Source organism: Streptomyces sp. NPDC005393 (assembly GCF_040606675.1).
Classification (GTDB): domain Bacteria; phylum Actinomycetota; class Actinomycetes; order Streptomycetales; family Streptomycetaceae; genus Streptomyces.
The window spans coordinates 86,888-111,970 of record NZ_JBEXFG010000006.1 but is presented as its reverse complement, the minus strand read 5'-3'; the positions used below and the strand labels follow the sequence as shown (position 1 = coordinate 111,970).

The 25,083-nt window shown below is 72.4% G+C and carries 22 protein-coding genes and 1 pseudogene; 9 read left to right on the top strand and 14 right to left on the bottom strand.

The window, feature by feature from the left end:
- Positions 1-690: 690 nt before the first annotated feature.
- Positions 691-1,587, bottom strand: a complete 897-nt coding sequence (locus ABZS71_RS08815; RefSeq protein ID WP_356208471.1) for a TIGR01777 family oxidoreductase — start codon at positions 1,585-1,587, stop codon at positions 691-693.
- A 68-nt stretch (positions 1,588-1,655) separates the two neighbouring features.
- Between ABZS71_RS08815 and ABZS71_RS08810 the strand changes: the two genes are divergently transcribed.
- A complete protein-coding gene (locus tag ABZS71_RS08810; RefSeq protein ID WP_356208469.1) occupies positions 1,656-2,177 on the top strand; it encodes a GNAT family N-acetyltransferase in 522 nt (173 codons plus the stop codon).
- 6 nt (positions 2,178-2,183) lie between these two features.
- On the opposite strand, the gene ABZS71_RS08805 is transcribed toward ABZS71_RS08810, so the two are convergent.
- Positions 2,184-2,702: a DUF4240 domain-containing protein gene (locus ABZS71_RS08805; protein ID WP_356208535.1), complete on the bottom strand. Its 519-nt coding sequence runs from the start codon at positions 2,700-2,702 to the stop codon at positions 2,184-2,186.
- 147 nt (positions 2,703-2,849) lie between these two features.
- On the opposite strand from ABZS71_RS08805, the gene ABZS71_RS08800 reads away from it, so the two are divergent.
- Positions 2,850-3,779 (top strand): SDR family oxidoreductase, encoded by a 930-nt coding sequence (locus ABZS71_RS08800; RefSeq protein ID WP_355850150.1) that lies wholly within the window; start codon positions 2,850-2,852, stop codon positions 3,777-3,779.
- A gap of 5 nt (positions 3,780-3,784) precedes the next feature.
- On the opposite strand, the gene ABZS71_RS08795 is transcribed toward ABZS71_RS08800, so the two are convergent.
- The 7 genes from ABZS71_RS08795 to ABZS71_RS08765 form a co-directional block, all read right to left on the bottom strand.
- A complete protein-coding gene (locus ABZS71_RS08795; protein WP_356208468.1) occupies positions 3,785-4,750 on the bottom strand; it encodes a WYL domain-containing protein in 966 nt (321 codons plus the stop codon).
- A gap of 278 nt (positions 4,751-5,028) precedes the next feature.
- Complete coding sequence (gene aceE / locus ABZS71_RS08790; protein ID WP_356208466.1) at positions 5,029-7,740, bottom strand: pyruvate dehydrogenase (acetyl-transferring), homodimeric type; 2,712 nt, start codon at positions 7,738-7,740, stop codon at positions 5,029-5,031.
- A gap of 91 nt (positions 7,741-7,831) precedes the next feature.
- Entirely contained in the window at positions 7,832-8,455 is a 624-nt protein-coding gene (locus tag ABZS71_RS08785) for a GntR family transcriptional regulator (protein WP_356208465.1), read from the bottom strand.
- Positions 8,456-8,563: 108 nt separating this feature from the next.
- Entirely contained in the window at positions 8,564-10,351 is a 1,788-nt protein-coding gene (sucB, locus tag ABZS71_RS08780) for a 2-oxoglutarate dehydrogenase, E2 component, dihydrolipoamide succinyltransferase (protein ID WP_356208463.1), read from the bottom strand.
- Positions 10,352-10,403: 52 nt separating this feature from the next.
- Positions 10,404-11,792, bottom strand: a complete 1,389-nt coding sequence (lpdA, locus tag ABZS71_RS08775) for a dihydrolipoyl dehydrogenase (RefSeq protein ID WP_355850135.1) — start codon at positions 11,790-11,792, stop codon at positions 10,404-10,406.
- Between the two features lie 264 nt (positions 11,793-12,056).
- Positions 12,057-13,583, bottom strand: coding sequence for a leucyl aminopeptidase (locus tag ABZS71_RS08770; RefSeq protein WP_356208461.1), 1,527 nt, complete (start codon positions 13,581-13,583; stop codon positions 12,057-12,059).
- 462 nt (positions 13,584-14,045) lie between these two features.
- Positions 14,046-14,900: an adenosylcobinamide-GDP ribazoletransferase gene (locus tag ABZS71_RS08765; RefSeq protein ID WP_356208460.1), complete on the bottom strand. Its 855-nt coding sequence runs from the start codon at positions 14,898-14,900 to the stop codon at positions 14,046-14,048.
- Positions 14,901-14,933: 33 nt separating this feature from the next.
- Here ABZS71_RS08765 and ABZS71_RS08760 point away from each other — a divergent pair, with 33 nt between their 5' ends.
- Positions 14,934-15,671, top strand: a complete 738-nt coding sequence (locus tag ABZS71_RS08760) for a hypothetical protein (protein WP_356208458.1) — start codon at positions 14,934-14,936, stop codon at positions 15,669-15,671.
- Between the two features lie 7 nt (positions 15,672-15,678).
- On the opposite strand, the gene ABZS71_RS08755 is transcribed toward ABZS71_RS08760, so the two are convergent.
- The 3 genes from ABZS71_RS08755 to ABZS71_RS08745 all read right to left on the bottom strand — a co-directional run bounded on the left by ABZS71_RS08755 (position 15,679) and on the right by ABZS71_RS08745 (position 19,934).
- The gene (locus ABZS71_RS08755) at positions 15,679-17,481 is read right to left on the bottom strand and encodes a phosphatidylglycerol lysyltransferase domain-containing protein (RefSeq protein WP_355853828.1); all 1,803 of its coding nucleotides are present in this window, start codon (positions 17,479-17,481) and stop codon (positions 15,679-15,681) included.
- Positions 17,482-17,553: 72 nt separating this feature from the next.
- Positions 17,554-18,603, bottom strand: coding sequence for a nicotinate-nucleotide--dimethylbenzimidazole phosphoribosyltransferase (gene cobT, locus ABZS71_RS08750; protein ID WP_355853825.1), 1,050 nt, complete (start codon positions 18,601-18,603; stop codon positions 17,554-17,556).
- Positions 18,604-18,734: 131 nt separating this feature from the next.
- Complete coding sequence (locus tag ABZS71_RS08745) at positions 18,735-19,934, bottom strand: bifunctional adenosylcobinamide kinase/adenosylcobinamide-phosphate guanylyltransferase (protein ID WP_355853822.1); 1,200 nt, start codon at positions 19,932-19,934, stop codon at positions 18,735-18,737.
- A gap of 119 nt (positions 19,935-20,053) precedes the next feature.
- Here ABZS71_RS08745 and ABZS71_RS08740 point away from each other — a divergent pair, with 119 nt between their 5' ends.
- Positions 20,054-20,257, top strand: coding sequence for a hypothetical protein (locus ABZS71_RS08740; protein WP_355853819.1), 204 nt, complete (start codon positions 20,054-20,056; stop codon positions 20,255-20,257).
- A 37-nt stretch (positions 20,258-20,294) separates the two neighbouring features.
- On the opposite strand, the pseudogene ABZS71_RS08735 reads toward ABZS71_RS08740, so the two are convergent.
- Positions 20,295-20,943: pseudogene (locus tag ABZS71_RS08735) on the bottom strand (methyltransferase domain-containing protein).
- On the opposite strand from ABZS71_RS08735, the gene ABZS71_RS08730 reads away from it, so the two are divergent.
- Positions 20,878-21,024: a hypothetical protein gene (locus ABZS71_RS08730; RefSeq protein ID WP_355853845.1), complete on the top strand. Its 147-nt coding sequence runs from the start codon at positions 20,878-20,880 to the stop codon at positions 21,022-21,024. The pseudogene ABZS71_RS08735 and the gene ABZS71_RS08730 sit on opposite strands and share 66 nt — an antisense overlap.
- Positions 21,025-21,083: 59 nt before the next feature.
- Here the strand turns inward: ABZS71_RS08730 and ABZS71_RS08725 are convergent, their stop codons facing one another.
- Positions 21,084-21,680 (bottom strand): DUF3043 domain-containing protein, encoded by a 597-nt coding sequence (locus ABZS71_RS08725; protein WP_355853816.1) that lies wholly within the window; start codon positions 21,678-21,680, stop codon positions 21,084-21,086.
- 263 nt (positions 21,681-21,943) lie between these two features.
- On the opposite strand from ABZS71_RS08725, the gene ABZS71_RS08720 reads away from it, so the two are divergent.
- From ABZS71_RS08720 to ABZS71_RS08705, 4 genes are all read left to right on the top strand, one after another.
- The gene (locus ABZS71_RS08720) at positions 21,944-22,717 is read left to right on the top strand and encodes a PspA/IM30 family protein (protein WP_355853813.1); all 774 of its coding nucleotides are present in this window, start codon (positions 21,944-21,946) and stop codon (positions 22,715-22,717) included.
- A 42-nt stretch (positions 22,718-22,759) separates the two neighbouring features.
- Positions 22,760-23,038, top strand: coding sequence for a hypothetical protein (locus ABZS71_RS08715; protein WP_355853810.1), 279 nt, complete (start codon positions 22,760-22,762; stop codon positions 23,036-23,038).
- A 102-nt stretch (positions 23,039-23,140) separates the two neighbouring features.
- Positions 23,141-24,376, top strand: a complete 1,236-nt coding sequence (locus ABZS71_RS08710) for a sensor histidine kinase (RefSeq protein WP_355853807.1) — start codon at positions 23,141-23,143, stop codon at positions 24,374-24,376.
- Positions 24,373-25,047: a response regulator transcription factor gene (locus ABZS71_RS08705; protein WP_356208456.1), complete on the top strand. Its 675-nt coding sequence runs from the start codon at positions 24,373-24,375 to the stop codon at positions 25,045-25,047. The genes ABZS71_RS08710 and ABZS71_RS08705 overlap by 4 nt, the downstream gene beginning before the upstream one ends.
- The last annotated feature ends 36 nt before the right edge of the window (positions 25,048-25,083 follow it).

Sequence of the window (25,083 nt, the reverse complement as noted above, 5' to 3'; positions counted from 1 at the left end):
GATGCGTGAGTCCCGCGAGACGGCTTCGTGAGGGGTTACGCGGGACGGTCATGACGTTAGGGACAAAAACGGTCGATGACAGACGCGCATTGACCGGGCATGGGCGCACACCGGTCGCACGCCGATCGAATGTCGGTCGTGTGCCGGCCGCCGTTTGTGGTCCGCGGCTTGGCTGGGTGCGGGTCTCGTCTCGCCTGATGTGGTGGGAGCAGCGGGCGGGGTGGGGGCCGCCGCGTCGCCGGGGGTGGGGGTGGGGGTGGGGGTGGGGGTGGGGGTGCCGGTTGTGCGGCTGCGCGGGGATGGGTGTACGCGGCTTGGCCGGGTGCCGGATTCGGTTCGGACCTGTGCTTGGAGCAGCGGGCGGGGTGGGGGCCGGGTCCGCGCCGTCGCGGGGTGACGGTCGGTCGGCAGCCGACCCGAGCCGCGCTCCCGGTACCCCCTCCGAAAAAACGCTTGATCTGGCGCAACTATCCCGTCAAACGGTTTCGCAGAGGCACCCCCGGCCCGGGGACGGCGGCTTGGAGCAACCACGGTGGTGCGGCGCCGGTTTGGAGCCCGGCCCGCCACCGAGTCGACGGACGGCGACGCTGCGCGCGCCCCGCCCCCACCTCGACCGATGCTCCAGGCGCCGAAGGCGCGAGACGGCGCCGCGGACGACGACGGAGCGAAGTCCAGCCGGCCCCCGCCCCGTCAACCCGACGTCAGCGCCGCCCTCAGGGCCTCGTCCACATGCGGGTAGGTGAAGGAGAAGGCGGAGTCCAGGAGGCGGCGGGGGAGGGCCCGGACGCTGCCGAGGACGTCACCGGACATCTCGCCCAGGGCGAGGCGGAGGGCCGGGGCGGGGACCGAGAAGGGGGTGGGGCGACGGAGGACGCGGCCCATGGCCGTCGTCATCTCGCGATTGGTGACCGGCGTGGGCGCCGTGAGGTTGACGGGGCCCGACAGGTCGGCCGTGTCGAGGATGTGGCGCAGTGCGGCGATGTGGTCGTGCAGAGCGATAAAGCTCCAGTACTGGCGGCCGCTGCCCATCCGCCCGCCGAGTCCGAGCTTGAAGAGCGGGAAGAGCCGGCCCCACGCCCCGCCTTCGGAGGAGATCACCAGGCCGGTGCGGGTGAAGACCGTGCGGACGCCCGCCTCCTGTGCCGCGGCCGCCGCCTCCTCCCACTCCTGGCAGAGGTCCGCGAGGAAACCGTGCCCGGGGGGCGCACTCTCGTCCACCGCGCGCTCCCCGGTGTCCCCGTAGTACCCGACCGCGCTGCCGCTCACCAGCACCCGTGGCGGGACGTCCAGCGAGGCCACCGCCTCGGCGATGGCGGCGGTGCCCAGCACCCGGCTGTCGCGGATCTCCTTCTTGTACGCGTCGGTCCAGCGGTGGTCGCCGACGCCCGCGCCCGCGAGATGGACGACGGCCTCACAGCCCCTCAGCCCCGCCGTGTCCACCCACTGCCGCTTCGGATCCCACTGCACCTCCTCCTCCCCGCGCGGCGGGCGCCGCACCAGACGCACTACCTGGTGGCCGTCCTCGCGCAGCGAGCGGACGAGAGCCGTGCCGATGAGCCCGGAGGAGCCGGTGACCGCGATTCGCATGGCACCATCCTGCCCTTGATCCTGGGAGGGATGTCGGACGACGGGGGGCGCGTGGCACAGTGGCTCGCATGGCCGAGCCGTCCGTACCGCCCGAGCCGTCCGAGCTGATCATCCGCCCCGCCGTGATCGACGACGAGACGGCGCTGGCCGATCTGGACCGACGCACCTGGTCGCCGCTGCACGCCGTACAGCCTCGGCCGGAGCCACCGTTCGACCGTTTCTTCACCCACCGCAACCGCCCCGAGAACATCCTCGTGGCCGAGCTCGACGGGTACACCGTCGGCTATATACGTCTCGTTCCGGCGAGCCCGCTGGCCTGCAACGCGCATGTCCGCCAGATACAGGGGCTCGCGGTGGACCAGGAGGCGCGGGGCAGGGGCGTCGCGCGGGCGCTGCTCGGCGCGGCGTACGCGGAGGCGCGACGGCAGGGCGCGATCCGCATCACGCTGCGGGTGCTGGGGCACAACGCCCCGGCGCGGCGGCTGTACGAGTCCGAGAGGTTCGCGGTGGAGGGCGTGCTGCCGGGGGAGTACGTGCTGGAGGGGGCGTATGTGGACGATGTGCTGATGGGGCGCCGGCTCGACCGCTGAGGGGCGTCAGCCCCTGAACCGCTCCCACAGCAGCGGAAACCGCTCCGCCAGGACCGCCTCGTTCTCGAAGTCGATGGCCGTCCCGACCGGTTCGTCCGGCTGCGCCGGAAGCCCCAGCTCCGGCAGGGGCGCACCGGTCAGCCGCTCATACGCCTCGTCGGCCGCGAACCCCAGGTCCTCGCAGTCCCCGTCCACCTGCTCGTCGAAGTCCTCAAGCAGTTCGGCCAGCGCGTCCGGATCGTGCAGCGCGCCCTCGAAGACCTCGCGGCCCTGGCCGATCAGCCAGTAGCGGAACGCCTCGAAGGCGTCATCGCTGACGCCGCCCAGCAGCACCCAGGCGGCGCCCCACACATCCCAGCGGTACGCCCGGTTGGAGCGTGCCTCGAAGTGCCGGGCGAAGTCCAGCACGGCGTCGGGGTCGAGCTGTGACAGCTGCTCGACGAGCAGGTCGGACTGGTCCTCGGGGTCGCCCTCAGCGGCCTCCCGAGCGCTGTCGACCAGCCCCCAGAACTCCGTCTCGTCCATCATCACGGGATCAGGATCGGCCCTCACCTGCGCCCCCGCACGCGGAGCGGCCCAGATGCGGCCCTCTCGTTATATGCGACAGCAGATGTCGGGTTTCCTTGCGAGGGTCGCATGCGCAGCCACACCTCATCCACACCGAGAGGACGTATGGACGTGAGCACACAGGGCGGCGCACTGGCGGGCAAGGTCGCGCTCGTCGCGGGGGCGACGCGGGGCGCGGGCCGGGCGATGGCCGTCGAGCTGGGGGCGGCCGGCGCCACCGTCTACGCGACGGGGCGCACCACGCGGGAACAGGTCAGCGAGGTCGGGCGGACGACGGAGACCATCGAGGAGACGGCGGAGCTGATCACGGCGGCGGGCGGGGTCGGCATCGCCGTCCCGACCGACCATCTGGTGCCCGAGCAGGTGGCGGCGCTGGTGGAGCGGATCGATCGTGAGCAGGGTCGGCTGGATGTCCTGGTCAACGACGTCTGGGGCGGTGAGTCCCTGATCGAGTTCGGCACCCCGTCATGGGAGACGAACCTGACGAACGGGCTGCGGATGCTCCGGCTCGGCGTCGAGACCCACCTCATCACCAGCTATTACGCACTGCCGCTGCTGGTGCGGCAGCCGGGCGGACTGGTGGTGGAGGTGACGGACGGCACCGCCGAGTTCAACAAGACCTACCGCGAGAACCTCTTCTACGACCTCACCAAGAACGCCCCGATCCGGATGGCGTTCGGACTGGCGGAGGAGCTGAAGGACTCCGGCGCCACAGCGGTGGCCATCACCCCCGGCTTCCTGCGCTCCGAGCAGATGCTCGACCACTTCGGGGTGACCGAGGAGAACTGGCGGGACGCGACGGAGAAGGAGCCGCACTTCGCCGTCGCCGAGTCGCCGCGCTTCGTCGGGCGGGCGGTCGCGGCGCTCGCCGCCGACCCGGACCGGGCGCGGTGGAGCGGCGCGTCCGTCTCCAGCGGAGAGCTGGCCAAGGTCTACGGGTTCACCGATCTCGACGGCTCCCGGCCGGACGCCTTCGGCTACTTCCGGGACGTCGTCTTCGGCGGCAAGCGGGGCACGGCCGACGACTACCGGTAGCGCCGCTACCGGTAGAGCCGCGCCGCGCGGCGCGCGGCCTCGGCGAACCGCGCGCGCAGCTCCGGCGGCCCCAGCACCTCCGCCTCCGGGCCGAGCGCCAGCAGCTGGCCGTACGCGACCTCGTACGACTCGACGGGCAGGGTGACGGTGATCCGCCCCTGCCCGTCGGGCTCCCCGGCGTCGCGGACGGCCTCCTTGGCCGCCGTACGGTCCGTCACGTAGGGCAGCCGCCGGGCGCCGTCCGGGGTCAGTCGTACGACGGCCTTCTCGCGCAGGATCGAGCGGGCGAACTGAGCCGCGCGCTCCTCCCAGAAGGCGGGCAGATCGAAGTCCTCGATCCGGGCGAAGCGGGTGCCGGCCGGGTCGACGGCGGCGAAACGGTCCACCCGGTAGACCCGGAAGTCGCCCTCCGCGCGGGCCGCGAGATACCAGACGCCCGCCTTGAGCACGAGCCCGTACGGCTCCAGCTCCCGCTCCACCTCCGTGTCCCGGCGGCGGTAGCGGACCGTGATCCGCAGATCGTCCCAGACGGCGTCGGCGATGAGCGGCAGCAGCTCGGGCGTCTGCGGCTCCTGCCACCAGCCGGGGGCGTCGAGATGGAAGCGCTGGGCCACGCTGTGGGAGGCGTCGCGCAGTTCGGGGAGGAGCGCGGCGGAGACCTTCAGCCGGGCGGCGGAGGCCGCGTCCGCGAGCCCCATCTCGCGCAGCGCGGACGGCACGCCCGACAGGAACAGCGCCTCGGCCTCCGCCCGGCCAAGACCGGTGAGCCGGGTGCGGTAGCCGCCGATGAGCCGATAGCCGCCGGCCCGGCCCCGGTCCGCGTAGACCGGCACCCCCGCCTCGGAGAGCGCGGCGGCGTCCCGGGTGACGGTGCGCTCCGACACCTCCAGCTCCCGCGCGAGCTCGGCCCCCGTCATCGAGGGCCGACCCTGGAGCAGCAGCACCATCTTGATAAGCCGAGCAGCACGCACTCGCCCCATGATGCCGTGCCCGTCCCGGGGGCGCGGCCGGCTGCGGCTGCCCGGGGGCGGAGCCCCGGCCCCCGTGGGGCTCCGCCCCCGGGCCTGGTTGGGGGCCGCCGGGGCTGCGTCCCGGGTCCTGCGAGCGCCGGGGACGGGCCGGAAATCTCGCGGATCCAGGGCCTGGGGTTCGCCCCGGCGGGGGTGCGCACGGCTCCCCGGGCGGTGTCACAGAACTCGGCGGAGGGGCTGGACCGGCCAGCCCCTCCGCCGAGGGAGAACGCGGCCTCTCAGATTCCGTACCGCTTCGCGGCTTCCTGCGGCGCCGTCCGCTTGACCCCGCCCCGCTGGGCGAGACGGGTCAGCGCGGCCACCACAATGGCCGGAGCGTCCACGCCGAAGTGGCGGCGGGCGGCCTCACGGGTGTCGGAGAGGCCGAAGCCGTCGGTGCCCAGCGAGGACCAGCCCTGCTCGACCCACTGGCTGATCTGGTCGGGGACCGCGCGCATCCAGTCGCTGACGGCGAGGACCGGGCCCGGTGCGCCGGCCAGGGCACGGGTGACGTACGGGACCCGGTCTTCGCCGTTGAGCTGCGCCGCGTCACAGGACAGGGCATCGCGGCGCAGCTCGCTCCAGGAGGTGGCGGACCACACGTCGGCGGCCACGCCCCAGTCATCGGCGAGGAGTTTCTGGGCCTCCAGCACCCAGTGGATGGCGGTGCCGGAGGCGAGCAGCTGGATACGGGGGGAGCCGGCGGCCGGGGCGGTCGCCTCCTGGTAGCGGTACAGGCCCTTGAGGATGCCTTCCTCGACGCCCTCGCGCTGCGGCATCGGCGGCTGCACCTTGGTCTCGTTGTAGACCGTCAGGTAGTAGAAGACGTCCTCGGCCCGCGGGCCGTACATCCGCCGCAGCCCGTCCCGCACGATCACACCGACCTCGTAGGCGAACGCCGGGTCGTAGGCGACCGCCGCCGGGTTGGTGGAGGCGATCAGATGGGAGTGGCCGTCGGCGTGCTGCAGGCCCTCGCCGGTCATCGTCGTACGGCCGGCCGTGGCGCCGATCAGGAAGCCGCGGCCGAGCTGGTCGGCGAGCGCCCACATCTGGTCGGCGGTGCGCTGCCAGCCGAACATCGAATAGAAGATGTAGAAGGGGATCATCGGCTCGCCGTGCGTCGCGTACGACGTCGCGGCGGCCGTGAAGTCGGCCATCGAACCGGCCTCGGTGATGCCCTCGTTGAGGATCTGGCCGTTCGCCGCCTCCTTGTAGTGCAGGAGCTGATCGCGGTCGACCGGGTCATAGGTCTGGCCGAGCGGGGAGTAGATCCCGGCGGTCGGGAACAGCGACTCCATGCCGAAGGTCCGCGCCTCGTCGGGCACGATCGGCACCCAGCGCCGCCCGGTCTCCTTGTCCCGCATCAGATCCTTGACCAGCCGGACGAAGGCCATGGTGGTGGCGATCTCCTGGCTGCCGGAGCCCTTGGCGAGCGCCTCGAAGGGCTTCGCGGACGGCTCCGGCAGGGCCACCGGGTGGACCTTACGGGCCGGGGCGGGGCCGCCGAGGGCCGCGCGGCGCTCCTGGAGGTAGCGCACCTCGGGGGAGTCGGGGCCGGGGTGGACGTACGGGACGAGGGCGTCGTCCAGCTGGCTGTCCGGGATGGGGAGCTCCAGGAGGTCGCGCATGGCGCGGAACTCCTTGCCCGTCAGCTTCTTCATCTGGTGGTTGGCGTTGCGCGACTCGAAGCCGGGGCCGAGCGTCCAGCCCTTGACGGTCTGGGCGAGGACGACGGTCGGCGCGCCCTTGTGCTCGACGGCCGCGCGGTACGCCGCGTACACCTTGCGCGGCTCATGGCCGGCCCGGGAGGTGTGGAAACACTCGGTGAGCTTGGCGTCCGTCAGGCCCTGGGCCAGCCGGGCGAGGGCCGGGTCGGCGCCGAAGAAGTGCTCGCGGATGTAGGCGGCGTCGCGGGTCGCGTACGTCTGGAACTGGCCGTCCGGGACCTCGCGCAGCCGGCGCACCAGCGCGCCCGAGGTGTCCATCGCGAACAGCTCGTCCCAGGCCGAGCCCCACAGCGACTTGACGACATTCCAGCCCGCCGCGCGGAACTGCGCCTCAAGCTCCTGCACGATCTTGAAGTTGGCGCGCACCGGGCCGTCGAGGCGCTGCAGATTGCAGTTGATGACGAAGGTCAGATTGTCCAGGCCCTCGCGCCCCGCCAGGGCGAGCGCGGCGGTCGATTCGGGCTCGTCCATCTCGCCGTCGCCGAGGAAGGCCCAGACGTGGGAGCCCGCGGTGTCCTTGATGCCGCGTCCGGCCAGGTAGCGGTTGAACCGGGCCTGGTAGACCGCGGAGATCGGGCCGAGGCCCATCGAGACGGTGGGGAACTCCCACAGCCACGGCATGCGGCGCGGGTGCGGGTAGGAGGGCAGCCCGTAAACATTGCTGTCGCCCGCCTCGCGGCGGAAGTTGTCCAGGTGGCGCTCGGTCAGCCGGCCGTCGAGGAAGGCGCGGGCGTAGATGCCGGGGGAGGCGTGGCCCTGGATGTAGAGCTGGTCGCCGCTGCCTCCCCCAGTCTTCGACCGGGAGGTGCCCCCCGTCTCCTTGCCGCGGAAGAAGTGCTGGAAGCCCGTCTCGTAGAGCCAGGCGGCGGAGGCGAAGGTGGCGATGTGGCCGCCGAGGCCGTCCCGGCTGCCGCGGGTGACCATCGCCGCCGCGTTCCACCGGTTCCAGGCGGTGATGCGGCGCTCCATCTCCTCGTCACCGGGGAAGACGGGCTCCGCGGCGGTCGGAATGGTGTTGACGTAGTCCGTCTCCAGCAGGGGCGGCAGGGCGAGCCCGGCGCTCTCGGCGCGCTCCAGGGTGCGGCGCATGAGATACGAGGCGCGATGCGATCCGGCCGCCTGGGCGACGGCATCCAGGGAGGCGGCCCATTCGGCGGTCTCCTCGGGGTCACGGTCCGGGAGCTGGTCGAGCGCGCTCGGCCGCGTGCTTGCGAGATCGGTCATGGAGCGACTGTAAGTTCTGATCGATGATCGATCAAAGCCCGGGAAGAAAAAACTCCTCCGGTAGCCGAAATTGGCATTCCGTGCCGCGAAACTAGGCACGCGGTGCACAGCCGAGAACGTGCTCCTTGACCAGTTCACCCACCTGCGGATCCCGCTGCCGGAACGCGTCCACGACCGCCTGGTGCTCCTCGGCGTACGACTGCTGCACCGTGCCCAGCCAGCGGATGGACAGGGTCGTCCAGATCTCGATGCCCAGCGACTCCCAGGTATGCAGCAGCACGCTGTTGCCCGACGCCCGCACCAACTCCCGGTGGAAGGCCACGGTGTGCCGGACCTGGGCCTCCCCGTCCGCCGCGCGGTCCGCCGCGTACAGCGCCCGCACCTCGGGCTCCAGTGCGGAGGTGTCCTCGGCCAGCCGGGGCGCCGCCAGCTCCGCGGCTATCTGCTCAAGACCGGCCCGTACCGGATAGATCTCCTCAAGGTCGGCGGCGGTCAGATTGCGCACCCTCACGCCCTTGTTGGGGGCCGACTCGATCAGCCGCAGCGACTCCAGCTCACGCAGCGCCTCCCGGACGGGCGTCTGGCTGACCTCCAGCTCCGTCGCGATCCGCCGCTCCACGATCCGCTCGCCCGGCTTCCACCGCCCGCTGACGATCCCCTCCACGATGTGCTCGCGGATCTGCTCGCGCAGCGAGTGGACGACGGGCGGGGCCATGGGGCGCTCCTTCGGGACCGGCGGTGGACAGCAGCCATTATCGCGGCAGCGAAAACCGCGCCCCGCACGGTTGCCCGTGCGGGGCGCGGCAGTGGTGCCTCAAAGGTCTCAGAGACCGAGGTCGACCTCGAACTCGCCGGCCTCCAGGATCTCCTTGACGGCCGTCAGGTAGCGGGCCGCGTCGGCGCCGTCCACCAGGCGGTGGTCGTAGGAGAGCGCCACGTACGTCATGTCGCGCACCGCGATGGTCTCGCCGAGCTCCGGGTGGTCGATGACCACCGGGCGCTTGACGGTCGCGCCGATGCCCAGGATGGCGACCTGGTTCGGCGGCACGATGATCGTGTCGAACAGCGCACCGCGCGAGCCGGTGTTGCTGATCGTGAAGGTGGCGCCGGACACCTCGTCCGGGGTGATCTTGCTGGAGCGGACCTTGCCCGCCAGCTCCGCCGTCTTCCTGGCGAGGCCGGCGATGTTGAGGTCACCCGCGTTCTTGATGACCGGGGTCATCAGGCCCTTCTCCGTGTCCACCGCGATACCGACGTTCTCGACGTCGAAGTACGTGATGGTGTCGTCGTCGTTGATCCGGGCGTTGACGGCCGGGTGGGCCTTCAGCGCCTGGACGGCGGCCTTCACGAAGAACGGCATCGGCGAGAGCTTGACGCCCTCACGCTGCGCGAACGCCTCCTTGGCCTGGGCGCGCAGCCGCATGACCTTGGTGACATCCACCTCGACCACGCTGGTCAGCTGCGCCTGGCTGTGCAGCGCCTTCATCATGTTGTCGCCGATGACCTTGCGCATCCGCGGCATCTTCACCGTCTGGCCGCGCAGCGGGGACACCGCCTGCGGGGCGGCCTTCGGCGCGGCAGCGGCGGCCGGGGCCTGCGCCTGCGCCTGGGCCGCGGCCTTGGCGGCCTCGGCGGCGGCGATGACGTCCTGCTTGCGGATCCGGCCACCGACGCCGGTGCCCTTGACAGTGGACAGGTCCACGCCGTTCTCGGCGGCGAGCTTGCGCACCAGCGGGGTCACGTACGCGCCTTCGGCCTCGGGGGCCGTCGGAGCCGGGATGACCGCGGACGGGGCCGGGGCGGCCGGAGCCGGGGCGGGCGCCGGAGCGGCCGGGGCCGGCTCGGGGGCGACCGGCTCCGGGGTGGCGGCCTGCGGCGCCGGGGCGCTCGGGGCCTGCGGGGCCGGGGCCTCCTGGACCGGCTCGGGGGCCGGAGCCTCCTGGGCCGGAGCCGGAGCGGCCGGGGCGGGCGCGGCGGCTCCCTGAGCGGCTGTGCCGATCACGGCGAGCTTGGCGCCGACCTCGGCGGTCTCGTCCTCGCCGACCAGGATCTCGAGCAGGGTGCCCGCGGCCGGGGCCGGGATCTCGGTGTCGACCTTGTCGGTGGAGACTTCGAGCAGCGGCTCGTCGGCCTCGACCGAGTCACCGACCTCCTTGAGCCACCGGGTGACGGTGCCCTCGGTCACCGACTCGCCCAGCGCGGGCAGGACGACATCGGTGCCCTCGGCGCCACCGGCCGGAGCGGCCGCGGCCGGCTCGGGAGCCGGGGCCGGGGCCGGGGCCGGGGCCTCGGCGGCGGGGGCCGGGGTGGGCTCGGGCCGGGCCGCCGGAGCGGGCTCGGCAGCCGGGGCGGGGGCGGCCGCGGGGGCGCCCTCGCCGTCGTCGATGACGGCCAGCTCGGCGCCGACCTCCACCGTCTCGTCCTCGGCCACCTTGATGGACGTCAGCACACCGGCGGAGGGGGCCGGGATCTCGGTGTCGACCTTGTCGGTCGAGACTTCGAGCAGCGGCTCGTCGGCCTCGACGCGCTCACCTTCGGCCTTGAGCCAGCGGGTGACGGTGCCCTCGGTCACGCTCTCGCCGAGCGCCGGCAGGGTTACGGAAACCGCCATGGTTTTCGGTTGCTCCTTAACGATCTGTGCGGAATGTTCGCGCTCGGGGTGATTAGTCGTGGGAGTGCAGCGGCTTGCCGGCCAGCGCGAGGTGGGCCTCGCCGAGCGCCTCGTTCTGCGTGGGGTGGGCGTGGACGAGCTGCGCGACCTCGGCCGGCAGCGCCTCCCAGTTGTAAATCAGCTGAGCCTCGCCGACCTGCTCGCCCATACGGTCACCGACCATGTGGACGCCGACGACGGCACCGTCCCGGACCTGGACGAGCTTGATCTCGCCCGCGGTCTTCAGGATCTTGCTCTTGCCGTTGCCCGCGAGGTTGTACTTCAGGGCGACGACCTTGTCGGCGCCGTACAGCTCCTTGGCCTTGGCCTCGGTGATGCCGACGGAGGCGACCTCGGGGTGGCAGTACGTCACCCGCGGCACGCCGTCGTAGTCGATCGGAACCGGGTTCTGGCCCGCCAGCCGCTCGGCCACCAGCATGCCCTCGGCGAAGCCGACGTGGGCCAGCTGGAGGGTGGGGACCAGGTCGCCGACGGCGGAGACGGTCGGGACGTTGGTCTGCATGTATTCGTCGACGAGAACATAGCCGCGGTCCATGGCGACCCCGGCCTCCTCGTAGCCCAGGCCCTGCGAGACGGGGCCACGGCCGACGGCCACGAGCAGCAGCTCGGCCTCGAAGGTCTTGCCGTTCTCCAGCGAGACCTTGACGCCGTCGGCGGTGTACTCGACGCCCGAGAAGCGGGAGCCGAGGGAGAAGTTGATGCCGCGCTTGCGGAAGGCGCGCTCCAGCAGCTTGGAGCTGTTCTCGTCCTCGACCGGGACGAGATGGGGAAGCGCCTCGACGATGGTGATGTCGGCCCCGAAGGACTTCCACGCGGAGGCGAACTCGACGCCGATGACGCCGCCGCCCAGCACGACCGCGGACTTCGGCACGCGGTCGAGCACCAGCGCGTGGTCGGAGGAGATGACCCGGTTGCCGTCGATCTCCAGGCCCGGCAGGGACTTCGGCACCGAGCCGGTGGCCAGCAGGATGTGGCGGCCGGTGTAGCGCTGACCGTTCACATCGACCGAGGTCGGGGAGGACAGCCGGCCCTCACCCGTCACATAGGTGACCTTGCGGGACGCGATCAGACCCTGCAGACCCTTGTACAGGCCCGAGACCACGCCGTCCTTGTACTTGTGCACACCCTCGATGTCGATGCCCTCGAAGGTGGTCTTCACACCGAATTCCGAGCCCTCGCGGGCCTGGTCGGCGAGTTCACCGGCGTGCAGCAGGGCCTTGGTGGGGATGCAGCCGCGGTGCAGGCAGGTGCCGCCCAGCTTGTCCTTCTCGATCAGGGCGACGTCCAGACCCAGCTGCGCCGCGCGCAGGGCAGCGGCGTAACCGCCGCTACCGCCTCCGAGGATCACTAGGTCGAAAACGGTGCTGGCGTCGTTCGCCACGTCACGTCCTCCATGCATGGTGCGCCGGGGCCGGCCGTTCGGTTGACCGGGCGGCGGCTGGTGTTCGGCCGCTTCTTGCTTCGGCCCTGGTGTCGGGGGCCCTGCCGGGACAACATCTTCGCACTTGTTGACAGTGGGCGGGACGCGGGGCCGCTGTGTGAGATATCTCCAGACCCCGGTTCAGGGGTTACTCCTGCGTAGCCGGTAAGCGGGGCCCCGCCGATTTCGTTGACGGTGAAATCGGCGGGACTTCCGGCCCACGGCTCAGCCGAGATCGCCCGCAGCGGTGCGCTCGGCGAGCCGCACCAGGGTGCGGACCGCGCTGCCCGTGCCGCCCTTGGGGGTGTAGCCGAACGGACCGCAGTCATTGAACGCCGGACCCGCGATGTCCAGGTGGCCCCAGGTGGTGCCGTCCTCGACGAACTCCTTCAGGAAGAGACCGGCGACCAGACCGCCACCCATCCGCTCGCCCATGTTCGCCAGATCGGCGACCGGCGAGTCCATGCTCTTCCGCAGATGCGTCGGCAGCGGCATCGGCCACGACGGCTCGCCGGCCTCCTCCGCGGTCTCGTGGAGCGCGGTGCGGAACGCCTCGTCGTTCGACATGATCCCGAACGTGCGGGTGCCCAGCGCGAGGACCATCGCGCCGGTCAGCGTCGCCACGTCCACGATCGCGTCCGGCTTCTCCTCGCAGGCGCGGGTGATCGCGTCGGCCAGCACCAGCCGCCCCTCGGCGTCGGTGTTCAGCACCTCGACGGTCTTGCCGCCGTACATCGACAGCACATCGCCGGGGCGGATGGCCGAGCCCGACGGCATGTTCTCCGCCAGCGCCAGCCAGCCGGTCAGATTGACCCGCAGCCCCAGCTTGGCAGCGGTCACGATCGCCGCGAACACGGCGGCGGCGCCGCTCATGTCGCACTTCATCGTCTCGTTGTGGCCCGCCGGCTTGAGGGAGATACCACCCGAGTCATAGGTGATGCCCTTGCCGATCAGAGCGAGCGTCTTCTCGGCCTTCGGGTGGGTGTACGTGATCCGCACCAGCCGCGGCGGGGCCTCCGAGCCCTGGCCCACGCCGACAATGCCGCCGTACCCGCCCTTCTTCAGCGCCGTCTCGTCCAGCACCTCGGTCTTCAGGCCGTGCTCCTTCGCGGCCTTCACCGCGGCGGCCGCGAAGGAGGCCGGGTTGAGGAGGTTGGCGGGGGTGTTGATCAGGTCGCGGGCGCGGTTCACCTCGGCGACCAGGGCCGTGGCGCGCTCCGCCGCCGCCTTGTACGCCTTGTCGCGCGGCTTGCCGCCGAGCAGGACCACCTCGGCGAGGGGGCCGTTGTTCTTCTTCTTGTCGTCCTTGGCGCCGTTGCCGTTGCCCTTGTCGTACGTGTACGCGCCGAGCAGCGCGCCCTCCGCGACCGCGGCGGCGCCCGCCGCGTCCTCGACCGGCAGCGCGAACGCGCCCTTCTTCGAACCGGCCAGCGCACGGGCCGCCGCGCCCGCCGCCCGGCGCAGCGTCTCCGCGTCGTAACCGTCGCCCTTGGCCGGGACCTCGCCCAGCCCGACCGCCAGCACGACCGGGGCCTTGAGGCCGGACGCGGCGGGCAGCTTGGTCACCTCATCCTCGGCGCCGGTCGCGCCGAGCGTCTCCAGGGTGGCGGCCAGCTTCCCGCCGAACGCCTTGTCCACGGCCTCGGCGCCGACGGCGACGACGGGGCCCTTGGCCCCCTTCGCCACGCCGACGACGACGGCGTCCGCGCGCAGCGTCGCGGCGGAGGAGGTGCTGAGAGTCAGTACAGTCACAGTGGTCGGGTCCCTCTTCCGGTAGTTCGTCGGCCGACGTTGGGTGTGTGTCGTGCCCGCGAGGCGCGGGCCGGGTCGGCCGCGCCCGTCGGCATCGTATGCCTCTTCCCTTTTCAGGGCTCGGTTCGCCTCCGGGGCGCTGAAGCCCCTGTCGACGGTCGACCGTGCTCGGCCCCCCTTTTTTCGGGGCTCGGTTCGCCTCCGGGGCGCTTCAGCCTCCCCCAGCCTTCGGCCGGGGGTGCCCCCTGTCGACGGTCGACCGTGCTCGGCCACTCGTTCCTCGCGGCCTGCGCGCGCTCTCCCTTTCGACAGCGGCGCGCCCCTTCGGCTCGCCCCCAGCTACCGCTGGGAGGTGCCCCCAGCCGGAGGTCCCACGCGAGCTTGACCGCATCGCGCCCCTTCGGCTCACTCGCCGGGCCACCGGGGCCACCGGCGCCACCCGGGGCTCGACAGCCTGCGGCTTCAGCCGAGGGTCAGAGCCACCAGGGCCGCCGTAGTGGCCGTTTCGGCGAGGGCGCCGAAGACATCGCCCGTCACCCCGGCGAGGCGGTGGCGGCAGTGGCGGAGGAGGAGTTCGGCGGCGGTCAGGGCGGCGACGGCGGCGAGGGCGTGGTGGAGGGCGGCGTACGGGCCCAGCGGCAGGGCCGGCGCCGCGCACACCGCCACGGCCGCCGCCGCCACGACACCCGCGGACCGCACCGGCACGGCCCCCGCCACGGCGGCGCCGAGCCCCTCCGGACGCGCCGCCGGGACCCCCTCGCGGGCCGCGAGGGTCAGGGCGCAGCGTGCGGCGAGGGCGGATACGGCCGCCGCTATCGCGCCGTGCGCCCAGCCCGACCCGTACAGCTGGGCCAGCGCCGCCACCTGGGCGAGCAGGACGAGCAGCAGCGTGATGACACCGAACGGCCCGATGTCCGACCGCTTCATGATGCGCAGCGCGTCCTCGGCCGGTTTACCGCTGCCGAGCCCGTCGGCGGTGTCGGCGAGTCCGTCGAGGTGGAGGCCGCGGGTCAGTACGGCGGGTACGCCGACCGTGGCGACCGCCGCGAGCAGCGCGCCGGCGCCGAGGAACAGCAGCGCCCCGCCCACCGCGCCCGCGCACAGCCCGACGACGAGCCCGGCAAGCGGGGCGCACAGCATTCCGGCGCGCGCCGCCTCCCGGTCCCAGCGCGCCACCCGTACGGGGAGAACCGTCAGCGTGCCGAAGGCGAAGCGGATCCCGTCGCCCCAGGACGCGCGCGGGGCGTGCGGGGGGCGTGGCGGATGGTCGGGTTGCGGCGGTTGGAGTTCGGGGGACTGCTCCGGCGTGGTGTCCATCGCGCCGCAGGGTATCGCGCACCCTGAGAGGCCATGGGCCACTGGTTGGAGCGGAACATCATCGAGCCCGGCAAGCTGCCGCTGCTCCTGGCTCTGGCCTCGTTCATCCTCTCGTTCGTGATCACGCGGACCATCACCCGGATGATCAAGGCGGGTAAGGGCCCGTTCCGCAACATCACCCCCGGTGGCGTGCACATCCACCATGTCGTCCCGGGCGTCGTCCTGACCGTCATCGGCGGGTTCGGCGCGGTCGCCAGCGGACGGCAGGGCATCGGGGCGGGGATCTCGGCGGTGCTCTTCGGGGTGGGCGCGGGGCTGGTGCTCGATGAGTTCGCGCTGATTCTCCATCTGCACGATGTGTACTGGTCCGAGCAGGGGCGCCAGAGCGTCGAGGTCGTCGTGATCACCGCGTCGCTGGTCGCCCTGCTGCTCAGCGGCTTTCTGCCATTCGGGGTGAACGAGGTGTCCGCCGCCGAGCGCGGCAACCGCGGGGTCGTGGCCGCGGAGATCGTCATCAACTTCGCGTTCGCCCTGTTCGCGCTGGTCAATGGCAAGCTGCGGATCGCGGTGCTCGGGGTGCTGGTGCCCGTCGTGGCGATCGTCGGCGCCGTACGGCTGGCGCGCCCCGGATCGCCGTGGGCCCGGCGCTTCTACCGTCGGCGGGCCCGGGCCAGGGCGAAGGCGCGGACCCGCGCCGAGCGCCATGATGCGCGCTGGAACCGGGTGCGACGGCGGCTTCAGGACTGGATCGGCGGGTTCACCGAGTCCTGACAAGGCCTCAGCTGTCGACGCGTTCGCGGTCCGCCCGGGGCGCCGTGCTCTCCAGGTGCTTGCGGTTCAGCCACTTCGGCAGTCCGGGCGCCTCCAGGAACCCCTCCGCGCGGGCGCTGGCGATGCCGATCCGCGGCAGATCGGTGCTCTTCTCGAAGAGCAGATAGCGGGGCTCCCAGATGGGCCGGTACTTGGCGTTGGCGCGGTAGAGCGACTCGATCTGCCACCAGCGGGAGAAGAAGCTGAGCAGTGAGCGCCACAGCCGTAGTACGGGGCCGGCGCCGAGCCGCGACCCGCGCTCGAAGACGGACCGGAACATCGCGAAGTTCAGCGAGATCTGGTCGACGCCGACCTCCTTCGCGCGCTGGATCAGCTCCAGCACCATGAACTCCACCAGCCCGTTCTCGGAGTCCCGGTCCCGCCGCATCAGATCGAGCGACAGCCCGTGCGGGCCCCAGGGAACAAAGCTGAGCAGCGCCCGCGGCCGGCCCTCCCCGTCCGTGCTCACGAGCATGACGCAGCGGCCGTCGCATGGATCGCCGAGCCGGCCGAGCGCCATGGAGAAGCCGCGCTCGGTCTCGCCGTCGCGCCAGTCGTCGGCGAGCCGCAGCAGCTCGGCCATCTCCGCCTCGGGGATGTCCTCGTGGCGGCGGATGGAGACCGTGTAACCGGCCCGTTTGACCCGGTTGTACGCCTGGCGGACGGTGCGCATCGCGCGCCCCTCCAGGGTGAACTCCTCGGTGTCGACGAGCGCCTCGTCGCCGAGTTCGAGCGCGTCCAGGCCATGCCGGGCGTAGACCGTGCCGCCCTCCTCGCTCGCGCCCATGACCGCCGGGATCCAGCCGTGTTCACGCGCCTCGGCCAGCCATTGGTCGATCGCGCCCGGCCATGCCTCGAGGTCGCCGAGCGGGTCCCCGGAGGCCAGTGACACCCCGCCCACCACCCGGTACGTCACGGCCGACTTGCCGGACGGCGACCATACGGCGCTCTTGTCGTGGCGCAGCGCGAAGTAGCCGAGCGAGTCGCGTTCCCCGTGCCGGTCCAGCAGCGCGCGCAGCCGGCTCTCGTCGTCCGGGGAGATCGGGTCGACGGCGCGGCGGGAGCGGAAGGCCGCGTACAGGACGAGCAGCAGCAGGGCCGTGCTCATGATGTTGATGATCACGTTGGCCCAGCCGGGCGTCGAGATCCCCTGGAAGTGGCCCTCCACCGTCGCCAGTGAGATCAGCCGCAGCACCCCGTAGTGCCAGCGGTCCAGGAAGCTGGAGCGGTAGTCGTCGGGCGCGGTGTTGGTGACCGTGACCAGTCCGGCGGCGAGCAGGGAGCCGATCAACAGCCCGCCGACGGCCACGGCCGCCGCCAGCCGGGGGTTCGAACGGTCGCCCTTGGCGTAGAACTCCCGGCGCCCGATGAGCAGCGCGCCGACGAACGCCGCGGTGAGCACCAGCGAGATCCAGTTCTGTGGATGGCGCCGGGCCGGGGGCCAGGTCATCGCGACGGCGAGCAGGGCCAGGGTCAACGTGCCGAGCACGAGGTTGAGGATCCAGGCCGCGCGCTTGTGCCGGCGCATGGTGATCGCCAGGAATATCGAGAGGGCGCCGGAGAAGAAGCCCGCGGTGAGGAGGTACGGGGTGAAGTACTCGTCGACGTTGTGCCGCTTGATGTCATTGCCGAACGACACCCACACCGCGCCGAGGAGATTGATGAAGGCGACGGTGCGGAGGTACCAGACGGTGAACGCGGCGGCGCGCGGTGACCAGGTGTCCTTGAGATGTGCGGGTTGCCGGAGCACGTGGACCTCTTCCTCTCCCATCAGGGTTGAGCATATGAGGGATGAGGCGGTAACCGGCAGTCCGGGCGGATGTACGCCTTATGTCCGGAATGGTCAGTCGTCACGTTCGGGCAGCTCCGCCGCCAGGGCCGCGGCCGCCTGCACCAGGGGCAGGGCGAGCAGCGCCCCGGTCCCCTCGCCCACAGTGACGCCGTGGTCGAGCAGCGGGGTGAGTGCGATCCGGTCCAGCGCCTTCTCCTGCCCCGGCTCACCGCTGGCCTGACCGGCCAGCCACCAGTCCGGCGCGCGGAACGCCACCCGCTGCCCGACCAGCGCGCACGCCGCCGAGACGACTCCGTCGAGGATCACCGGGGTACGGCGGACGGCGCTCTGGAGCAGGAAGCCCGTGATCGCGGCGAGGTCGGCCCCGCCGACGGTGCCCAGCAGCTGGAGCTGATCGCCGAGCACCGGGCGCGCCCGGCGCAGCCCGTCGCGGATCGCCGCGCACTTGCGCATCCACGCCAGGTCGTCGATACCGGCCCCGCCGCGGCCCGTCACCACGGACGCGTCCGTACCGCACAGCGCGGCGATCAGCGTCGCCGCGGCGGTCGTGCCGCCGACGCTGAGATCGCCGAGGACGAGGAGATCGGTGCCCGCGTCGGCCTCCTCGTCGGCGATGGCCATACCGGTGCGGAAGGCTTGTTCGGCCTCTTCGGGGGTGAGCGCGTCCTCGATGTCGAGCCGGCCCGAGCCACGGCGCACCCGGTGGCGGGTGACCTCGTCGGGGAGCTCGGCCGGGTCGCAGTCGAGCGCCATGTCGATGACGCGGACGGGGGCATCGAGGCGGCGGGCGAGGATCGCGGCGGGGCTCTCGCCGTCGAGCGCGGCGCGTACGAGGCGGTGGGCGCTCTTGGCGGGGCGGGCGGAGACGCCGAGGTCGGCGACGCCGTGGTCGCCCGCGAAGAGGAGGACGCGGGGCTGCTCGATGGGCTTGACCGGTACCCGCTGCTGAGCGGCGGCCAGCCACTCGCCCAGCTCGTCCAGCCTTCCGAGCGCACCGGGCGGCGCCACGAGCCGCTCCCGGCGCTCCTCGGCGTCGCGCCGGATGCCGCCGTCGGGGCGCTCGATCAGGTCGACGAAGTCATCGAGATTCAGACCACTCACGCGCCGAACCCTACCGGGCGGGGTGCGGGGAAAATCCAGCCGTCCGGCGATTGAGGACGCGCCCGGAGGGCGTGCGGGGGGCCGGGCCGAGGCCGGCACTCAGCCTTCCCGGCACCCGGCCCGCCACGAACCTAGCCGCGAAGCGGCAACGGCTGGCCGGCCACGACGAGGAGAACCTGTTCGCACTCGGCGGCGAACGCCGCATTCAGGCGGCCCAGTTCGTCGCGGAACCGGCGGCCGGCGGCGGTGGCGGGAACGACGCCCGCGCCGACCTCGTTGCTGACCGCCACCACCGTGCGGGGCGTGGCGCGGAGGGCGGTGACGAGGGCGGCGACGCGCTCGTGGAGGGCGCGTTCGCCGCCGTGGGTCCATTTGTCGTCGTCCCAGGCACCGACGGAGTCCATCGCGTCGGTGAGCCACAGGGCCAGGCAGTCGATGAGCAGGGGCGGGCCGTCGTCCGCCAGGAGGGGCGCCAGGTCGCAGGTTTCGGTGGTGCGCCAGGAACCGGGGCGGCGGTCGCGGTGGGCGGCGATGCGGGCGGCCCATTCGGGGTCGCCGTCGCGGGTGCCGCCGGTGGCGACGTACAGGACGTCGGGGAAGGCGGCGAGCCGCCGTTCCGCCTCGAGGGATTTTCCGGAGCGCGCACCGCCCAGCACGAGGGTGCGCCGTGGCAGATCCGGCACCGCGTGGTACTCGCCCACGATCACCGTCTGTCCGTCCGGGACGGCCCGGGCGCCCGCTGTGGCGAGGCGGCGGTGGAGTTCGCGGCCGGGCGGGACGGTGTGGTCGAGGTGGACGGCCAGAACGTCGGTGGTGGCGCCCACGGCGCCGGACGCGCGGAGGCGGGCCAGGGCGTCGGGGCGGCCGAGGACGTCGAGCAGGACCATGTCGTACGGCTCGGCGAGGTCGGGGAGGCCCGCGGGGGCGGCGCCCGGCGGGAGGTACAGGAGGCGGGTGCCGTCGGGCCCGGTGACCGCATAGCCCGTGCCGGGGGAGTCCAGCGCGACGGCCCGCACCCGGTGGCCGCTGATCAGGGACAGCTCACGGCCGTCCGGTACCCGCCCCGGCGCGGGCAGGCCGGCGGGGAACTCGACGGCCGGGCCCGCGTGCGGATGCGACAGGAGGACCTGCCGCACGCCGACCAGCGAGTACCCGGCCCGCGCGGCGGCGAAGGCGGCCCCGGGGGTGAGGTCGAGCAGCAGCGCGCCGTCGATCAGGAGTGCCGTCGCGGCGCGCGCCTCGTCGCCGACGGCGGTGGCGCAGGCCGCGCAGGGACAGCCGTGGCGCGGCAGCCCGTCGGGGGCCCCGGTGCCCAGAAGAGTGAGTTCCACGTCCCGATCGTCTCGCGTCCGCCCGGGCCGGTCGCGCGGGGCCACCCCGTACGGAGTGATCAGTCGCCTAGGCTGCGGGCAGATATCACGTGTGGACCGGCGGGATGGAGGAGGCGAACATGGCGTGGACATGGCGATTCGAGAAGTCCGACGGGACGGAGACGAAGCCCGCGGTACAGCCGGAGGAGTTCCCGACCCAGGGGGACGCGGAGTCGTGGATCGGTGAGGAGTGGAGGGCGCTCCTCGACGGAGGGGCGGAGCAGGTGATCCTGTTCGAGGACGGTTCGAAGATCTACGGCCCGATGAGTCTGCGGGCGGAGTAGACCCACGGCGGGGTGGCGGCAGGCCGCCGCCACCCCGTCAGCCGCGCACCCCGCACAGATGCAGCAGGGCCGCCACCGCGCGATACGGATCGGTACGCCCGGCCCGCTCCTCGGCCGCCAGCAGCCGGTCCCACTCGGGGGACGGCGGGGGCGGCTCGGTGCTCGGGGCCTGGTCGGTGAAGACCCGCACGCCGTACCAGCAGCGGGGCGCCGATCGCGGTCAGGGTCGTGGTCAGCTCTTCGCGCCGGTCGGCGCGTACCCGCAGCCCGATCCGGTTGGTGTACGCGGGGGAGTCGAAGGCGCTGAGCGCCGTGTCCCAGTCCCCGGCGAGGCCGGGCCGCATGGCGAGCGCGTCGGCGTTCCGTACGAGCAGCGAGAGCAGACCGCCGGGCGCGAGCACCCGGGCGAGACCGGCGAGCAGCGGATCCGGTTCGGATACGTACATCAGCACGCCGTGGCAGAGCACCACATCGAAGGCGCCCGGCAGGAAGTGCGCACCGGCGTCCCGGCCGTCGCCCTCGATCAGCCGGACCCGCTTGCGGATGCCCTCGGGCTCGTCGGCGAGCGCGGCGCGGACCGCCTCCAGCATCGTGGGGTCGGACTCCAGACCGGTCACCTCATGGCCCGCGCGGGCCAGCCGCAGGGCCTGGGTGCCCTGGCCGAGGCCGACGTCGAGGACCCGCAGCCGCTGTCCGACCGGATAGCGCGTGGTGATCTGCTCATCGAGCTGGCGGGCGACCAGCGCCTGCCGGAGCGTGTTCCGTAAGCCCCCGAGGCGGCTGAGCCAGCCGGCCGCCCCGCCGGCAAAGCCGGAAGGTTGGCCGCTCAGGGCCGCTCTCCGCGCTTGACCTGCGGCTTGGGGAGCCGCAGGCGGCGCATCTGGAGGGTACGCATCAGGGCGTACGCCACCGCGCCGCGCAGATTCTCGTCGGGGAACCGCTTGCGCAGCTGCCGCTTCAGCTGGAAGCCGATGACGATGGAGTTGAGCACGATCAGGAGGATGACGACCATCCACAGCAGCAGCACATAGCTCTGCATGGCGCCGGCCCGGATCATGCTGAGGACGAGGATGACCACCGCGAGCGGCAGGAAGAACTCCGCGATCACGAACCGCGAGTCCACGAAGTCACGGGCGAAGCGCCGCACCGGACCCTTGTCACGGGCCGGCAGATAGCGCTCGTCGCCGCTGGCCAGCGCCTCGCGCTGCCGGGCGAGATCGGCGCGGCGGGCCTCCCGCTGACGTTTGGTGGCGTCCTTGCGGTTGGCCGGCGTCTTCGCCAGGCTGCGGCGCTGGGACTGGGCCTCGCTGCGCTTGGGCGTGGGGCGGCCCTTGGGCGCCTGCGGGTTACGGGGCTGCTGCGGCTGGTCCGCGGACACCTTGACGGTGGCGGCCTGCTCATCCTTGGAACGGCTTCGGAACACAAACCCAAGGGTACGGGGTGACGGGGTAGCGCCCCAGCCTCCGGGGGAACGATCCGGCAACGGCGTCCCGGCGTATCGGGACACAGCGGTCACACTCCTCCTTGCGCTGGAGGCGCCGGCCATCTGATCGTCCTGCAGGAGGAGCACGAGGGCGGCCGAACAGTGCGGTAATGGAAGCAGGCCCCGTAGGCTGGGTCTGTTGAAGTGCCGGAGTCTCAAGTCCGTCAGTCAGAAGGGGGCGCGCGAGGCCCATGAGCGGTGTCATGAAGCGTATGGGGATGCTCTTCCGCGCGAAGGCAAACAAGGCCCTGGACCGGGCCGAGGACCCGCGCGAGACCCTTGACTACTCGTACCAGAAGCAGCTTGAGCTGTTGCAGAAGGTGCGTCGCGGCGTCGCCGACGTGGCGACCTCCCGAAAGCGCCTGGAACTGCAGCTGAACCAGTTGCAGGGCCAGTCCACCAAGCTGGAGGACCAGGGCCGCAAGGCGCTCGCGCTCGGCCGTGAGGACCTGGCCCGCGAGGCGCTCTCCCGCCGCGCCGCACTGCAGCAGCAGGTCACCGACCTGGAGACGCAGCACCAGACGCTGCAGGGCGAGGAGGAGAAGCTCACCCTCGCCTCCCAGCGGCTGCAGGCCAAGGTCGACGCGTTCCGTACGCGGAAGGAGACCATCAAGGCCACCTACACCGCGGCCCAGGCGCAGACCCGCATCGGCGAGGCGTTCTCCGGCATCTCCGAGGAGATGGGCGACGTCGGCATGGCGATCCAGCGCGCCGAGGACAAGACCGCGCAGCTCCAGGCGCGCGCGGGCGCGATCGACGAGCTGCTGGCCTCCGGTGCGCTCGACGACCAGTCCGGGATGGCCAAGGACGACATCGCCGCCGAGCTGGACCGGATCTCCGGCGGTACGGATGTGGAGCTTGAGCTTCAGCGGATGAAGGCCGAGCTGGCCGGCGGCAGCCCGCAGCAGGCCATCGAGAGCGGCAAGCAGGACCAGGCCCAGCAGTCCCCCAACAGCCACAAGTTCGACAAGCAGTAGCCCGCGTCCCCTGCCTGGGCGAGGTCTCCTGAGGAGGTCGTCATGATCGTACGGATCATAGGGGAAGGGCAGGTGCGGGTGGCCGACGACCGGCTGCCCGGACTGAACGAGCTGGACGACGAACTCCTCGCCGCGATCGAGGGTGGCGACCAGGACGCCTTCCGGCGGACGTTCAGCACGCTGCTCGACGCGGTGCGCTCGGCGGGGGAGCCGCTGCCCGTCGACTCGCTCGAACCATCCGAGCTGATCCTGCCCGCCGCCGACGCGACGCTCGAGGACGTCAAGTCGCTGCTCAAGGACGACGGGCTGATCCCGGGCTAGGGCGAACCCCACTCCGGCACAGGTCGTACCCCCTTCCCGCTGCCCCTCGTCCGCCGGGCACGGGCCGCCCGCGACCGCGGCTGTCCGCCGCGGCGCTTACCGTTGGATGCCGTGACTCCCCTCGCCGCCGGGCCGGGCCTGGCCCGTCCGCACCGCTGGCTGTGCGCCCACCCCCGGGCCCTGGACACCGTGCTGGCCCTCAGCGTCCTCGCGCTGATCCTGATCGGCGCGGTGGCCGGCCCGCATCTGCGCCACCAGCCGGTGGGCCCGTTCTTCGTGCTGCTGGCGGTCCTCTCCTCCGCCTCGCTGATCCTCCGCCGGGACCTGCCGTGCAGCGTGCTCGCGTTCACCTGCGCCCTGACCCTGGTGGAGATCACCACCAATGACGTGGGACCGCCGCGCACCTCGATCGTGCTCGCGGTCGTGGTGGCGCTCTACACCGTCGCGGCACGCACCGACCGCCCCACCACCTGGCGGGTCGGCGCCGCCACCGCCGCGCTGCTCACCGGGGCCGGAATGCTCTTCGGGCTCAGCCCCTGGTACTCCCAGGAGAACCTGGGGATCTTCGCCTGGACGGGCCTCGCCGCGGCCGCCGGCGACGCCGTACGCAGCCGCCGCGCCTATATCGCCGCGATCGAGGAGCGGGCGGTACGGGCCGAGCGGACCCGGGAGGAGGAGGCCCGCCGCCGGGTCGCCGAGGAGCGGCTGCGCATCGCCCGCGAGCTGCATGACGTCGTCGCGCACCACATCGCGCTGGTCAACGTCCAGGCCGGGGTCGCCTCCCATGTCATGGACAACCGGCCCGACCAGGCCAAGCAGGCGCTCGCGCACGTACGGGAGGCGAGCCGCTCCGCCCTGGACGAGCTGCGCGCCACGGTCGGTCTGCTGCGGCAGTACGGCGACCCCGCCGCCCCCACCGAACCGGCGCCCGGCCTCGCCGTCCTGGACCAGCTCGTGGACGGCTTCGTACGGGCCGGGATGCGCGTCGAGGTCGAGGCGGACCTACGGGACCTGCTCGGCTCCCTGGCGGGCTCGGTGGACCTCACCGCCTACCGGGTCGTCCAGGAGGCCCTGACCAATGTGCACAAGCACGCCGGGCCCGAGGCCAGGGTGGAGGTCCGGATCGTCCGCACCCATGGCGCCCTGGAGGTCACCGTGGTGGACGACGGGGCGGGAGCGAAACCGGACGGGACCGAGGGCGGCGGCCACGGGCTGCTCGGCATGCGGGAACGGGTCGCCGCGCTGCGTGGCAGCTGCGAGGCCGGACCCCTCCCCGAGGGCGGATTCCAGGTCCGGGCGAGACTTCCCTTGCAGACCCGTATGGGAGGGGACTCATGACGATCAAGGTGCTGCTCGCCGATGACCAGGCGCTGCTGCGCAGCGCGTTCCGCGTCCTGGTGGACTCCGAACCCGACATGGAGGTGGTGGGCGAGGCCTCCGACGGCGCGGAGGCGGTCGAGATCGCCCGCGCCAAGGGCGCCGACATCGTCCTCATGGACATCCGCATGCCCGGTACGGACGGGCTGACCGCGACCCGCCTGATCAGCGAGGACCCCTCGCTGGCGGACGTCCGGGTCGTCATGCTGACGACCTTCGAGGTCGACGAGTACGTGGTCGATTCGCTGCGCGCCGGGGCGAGCGGCTTCCTCGGCAAGGGCGCCGAGCCCGAGGAACTGCTCGCGGCCATCCGTATCGCGGCGGCGGGCGAGGCGCTGCTCTCCCCGACCGCGACCAAGGGCCTCATCGCCCGCTTCCTCGCCCAGGGCGGCGCCCAGGACGACAGCGCCTACGACTCCTCCCGCCTGGACGCCCTCACCGTCCGCGAACGCGAGGTCCTGGTCCAGGTCGCCGGCGGCCTCTCCAACGACGAGATCGCGGGCCGGCTGGAGGTCAGCCCGCTGACGGTGAAGACCCATGTGAACCGCGCGATGGCGAAGCTCAGGGCACGGGACCGGGCCCAGCTGGTCGTGATCTCGTACGAGACGGGCCTCGTACGGCCGGGGGTCTGACCACGCGGATGCGGGGCGCCGGGGCCTGGCCCCCGC

What these genes read in the sequence shown, in the direction of transcription:
- ABZS71_RS08785 (WP_356208465.1), bottom strand. Translation starts at nt 8,455, where the DNA reads ATGGCCCCGCCCGTCGTCCACTCGCTGCGCGAGCAGATCCGCGAGCAC.
- sucB (WP_356208463.1), bottom strand. Translation starts at nt 10,351, where the DNA reads ATGGCGGTTTCCGTAACCCTGCCGGCGCTCGGCGAGAGCGTGACCGAG.
- ABZS71_RS08730 (WP_355853845.1), top strand. Translation starts at nt 20,878, where the DNA reads ATGGCCCGCGCGGGCCAGCCGCAGGGCCTGGGTGCCCTGGCCGAGGCC.
- ABZS71_RS08720 (WP_355853813.1), top strand. Translation starts at nt 21,944, where the DNA reads ATGAAGCGTATGGGGATGCTCTTCCGCGCGAAGGCAAACAAGGCCCTG.
- ABZS71_RS08815 (WP_356208471.1), bottom strand. Translation starts at nt 1,587, where the DNA reads ATGCGAATCGCGGTCACCGGCTCCTCCGGGCTCATCGGCACGGCTCTC.
- ABZS71_RS08760 (WP_356208458.1), top strand. Translation starts at nt 14,934, where the DNA reads ATGGGCCACTGGTTGGAGCGGAACATCATCGAGCCCGGCAAGCTGCCG.
- ABZS71_RS08805 (WP_356208535.1), bottom strand. Translation starts at nt 2,702, where the DNA reads ATGGACGAGACGGAGTTCTGGGGGCTGGTCGACAGCGCTCGGGAGGCC.
- ABZS71_RS08705 (WP_356208456.1), top strand. Translation starts at nt 24,373, where the DNA reads ATGACGATCAAGGTGCTGCTCGCCGATGACCAGGCGCTGCTGCGCAGC.
- aceE (WP_356208466.1), bottom strand. Translation starts at nt 7,740, where the DNA reads ATGACCGATCTCGCAAGCACGCGGCCGAGCGCGCTCGACCAGCTCCCG.
- ABZS71_RS08765 (WP_356208460.1), bottom strand. Translation starts at nt 14,900, where the DNA reads ATGGACACCACGCCGGAGCAGTCCCCCGAACTCCAACCGCCGCAACCC.
- ABZS71_RS08740 (WP_355853819.1), top strand. Translation starts at nt 20,054, where the DNA reads ATGGCGTGGACATGGCGATTCGAGAAGTCCGACGGGACGGAGACGAAG.
- ABZS71_RS08715 (WP_355853810.1), top strand. Translation starts at nt 22,760, where the DNA reads ATGATCGTACGGATCATAGGGGAAGGGCAGGTGCGGGTGGCCGACGAC.
- ABZS71_RS08755 (WP_355853828.1), bottom strand. Translation starts at nt 17,481, where the DNA reads ATGGGAGAGGAAGAGGTCCACGTGCTCCGGCAACCCGCACATCTCAAG.
- ABZS71_RS08800 (WP_355850150.1), top strand. Translation starts at nt 2,850, where the DNA reads ATGGACGTGAGCACACAGGGCGGCGCACTGGCGGGCAAGGTCGCGCTC.
- ABZS71_RS08810 (WP_356208469.1), top strand. Translation starts at nt 1,656, where the DNA reads ATGGCCGAGCCGTCCGTACCGCCCGAGCCGTCCGAGCTGATCATCCGC.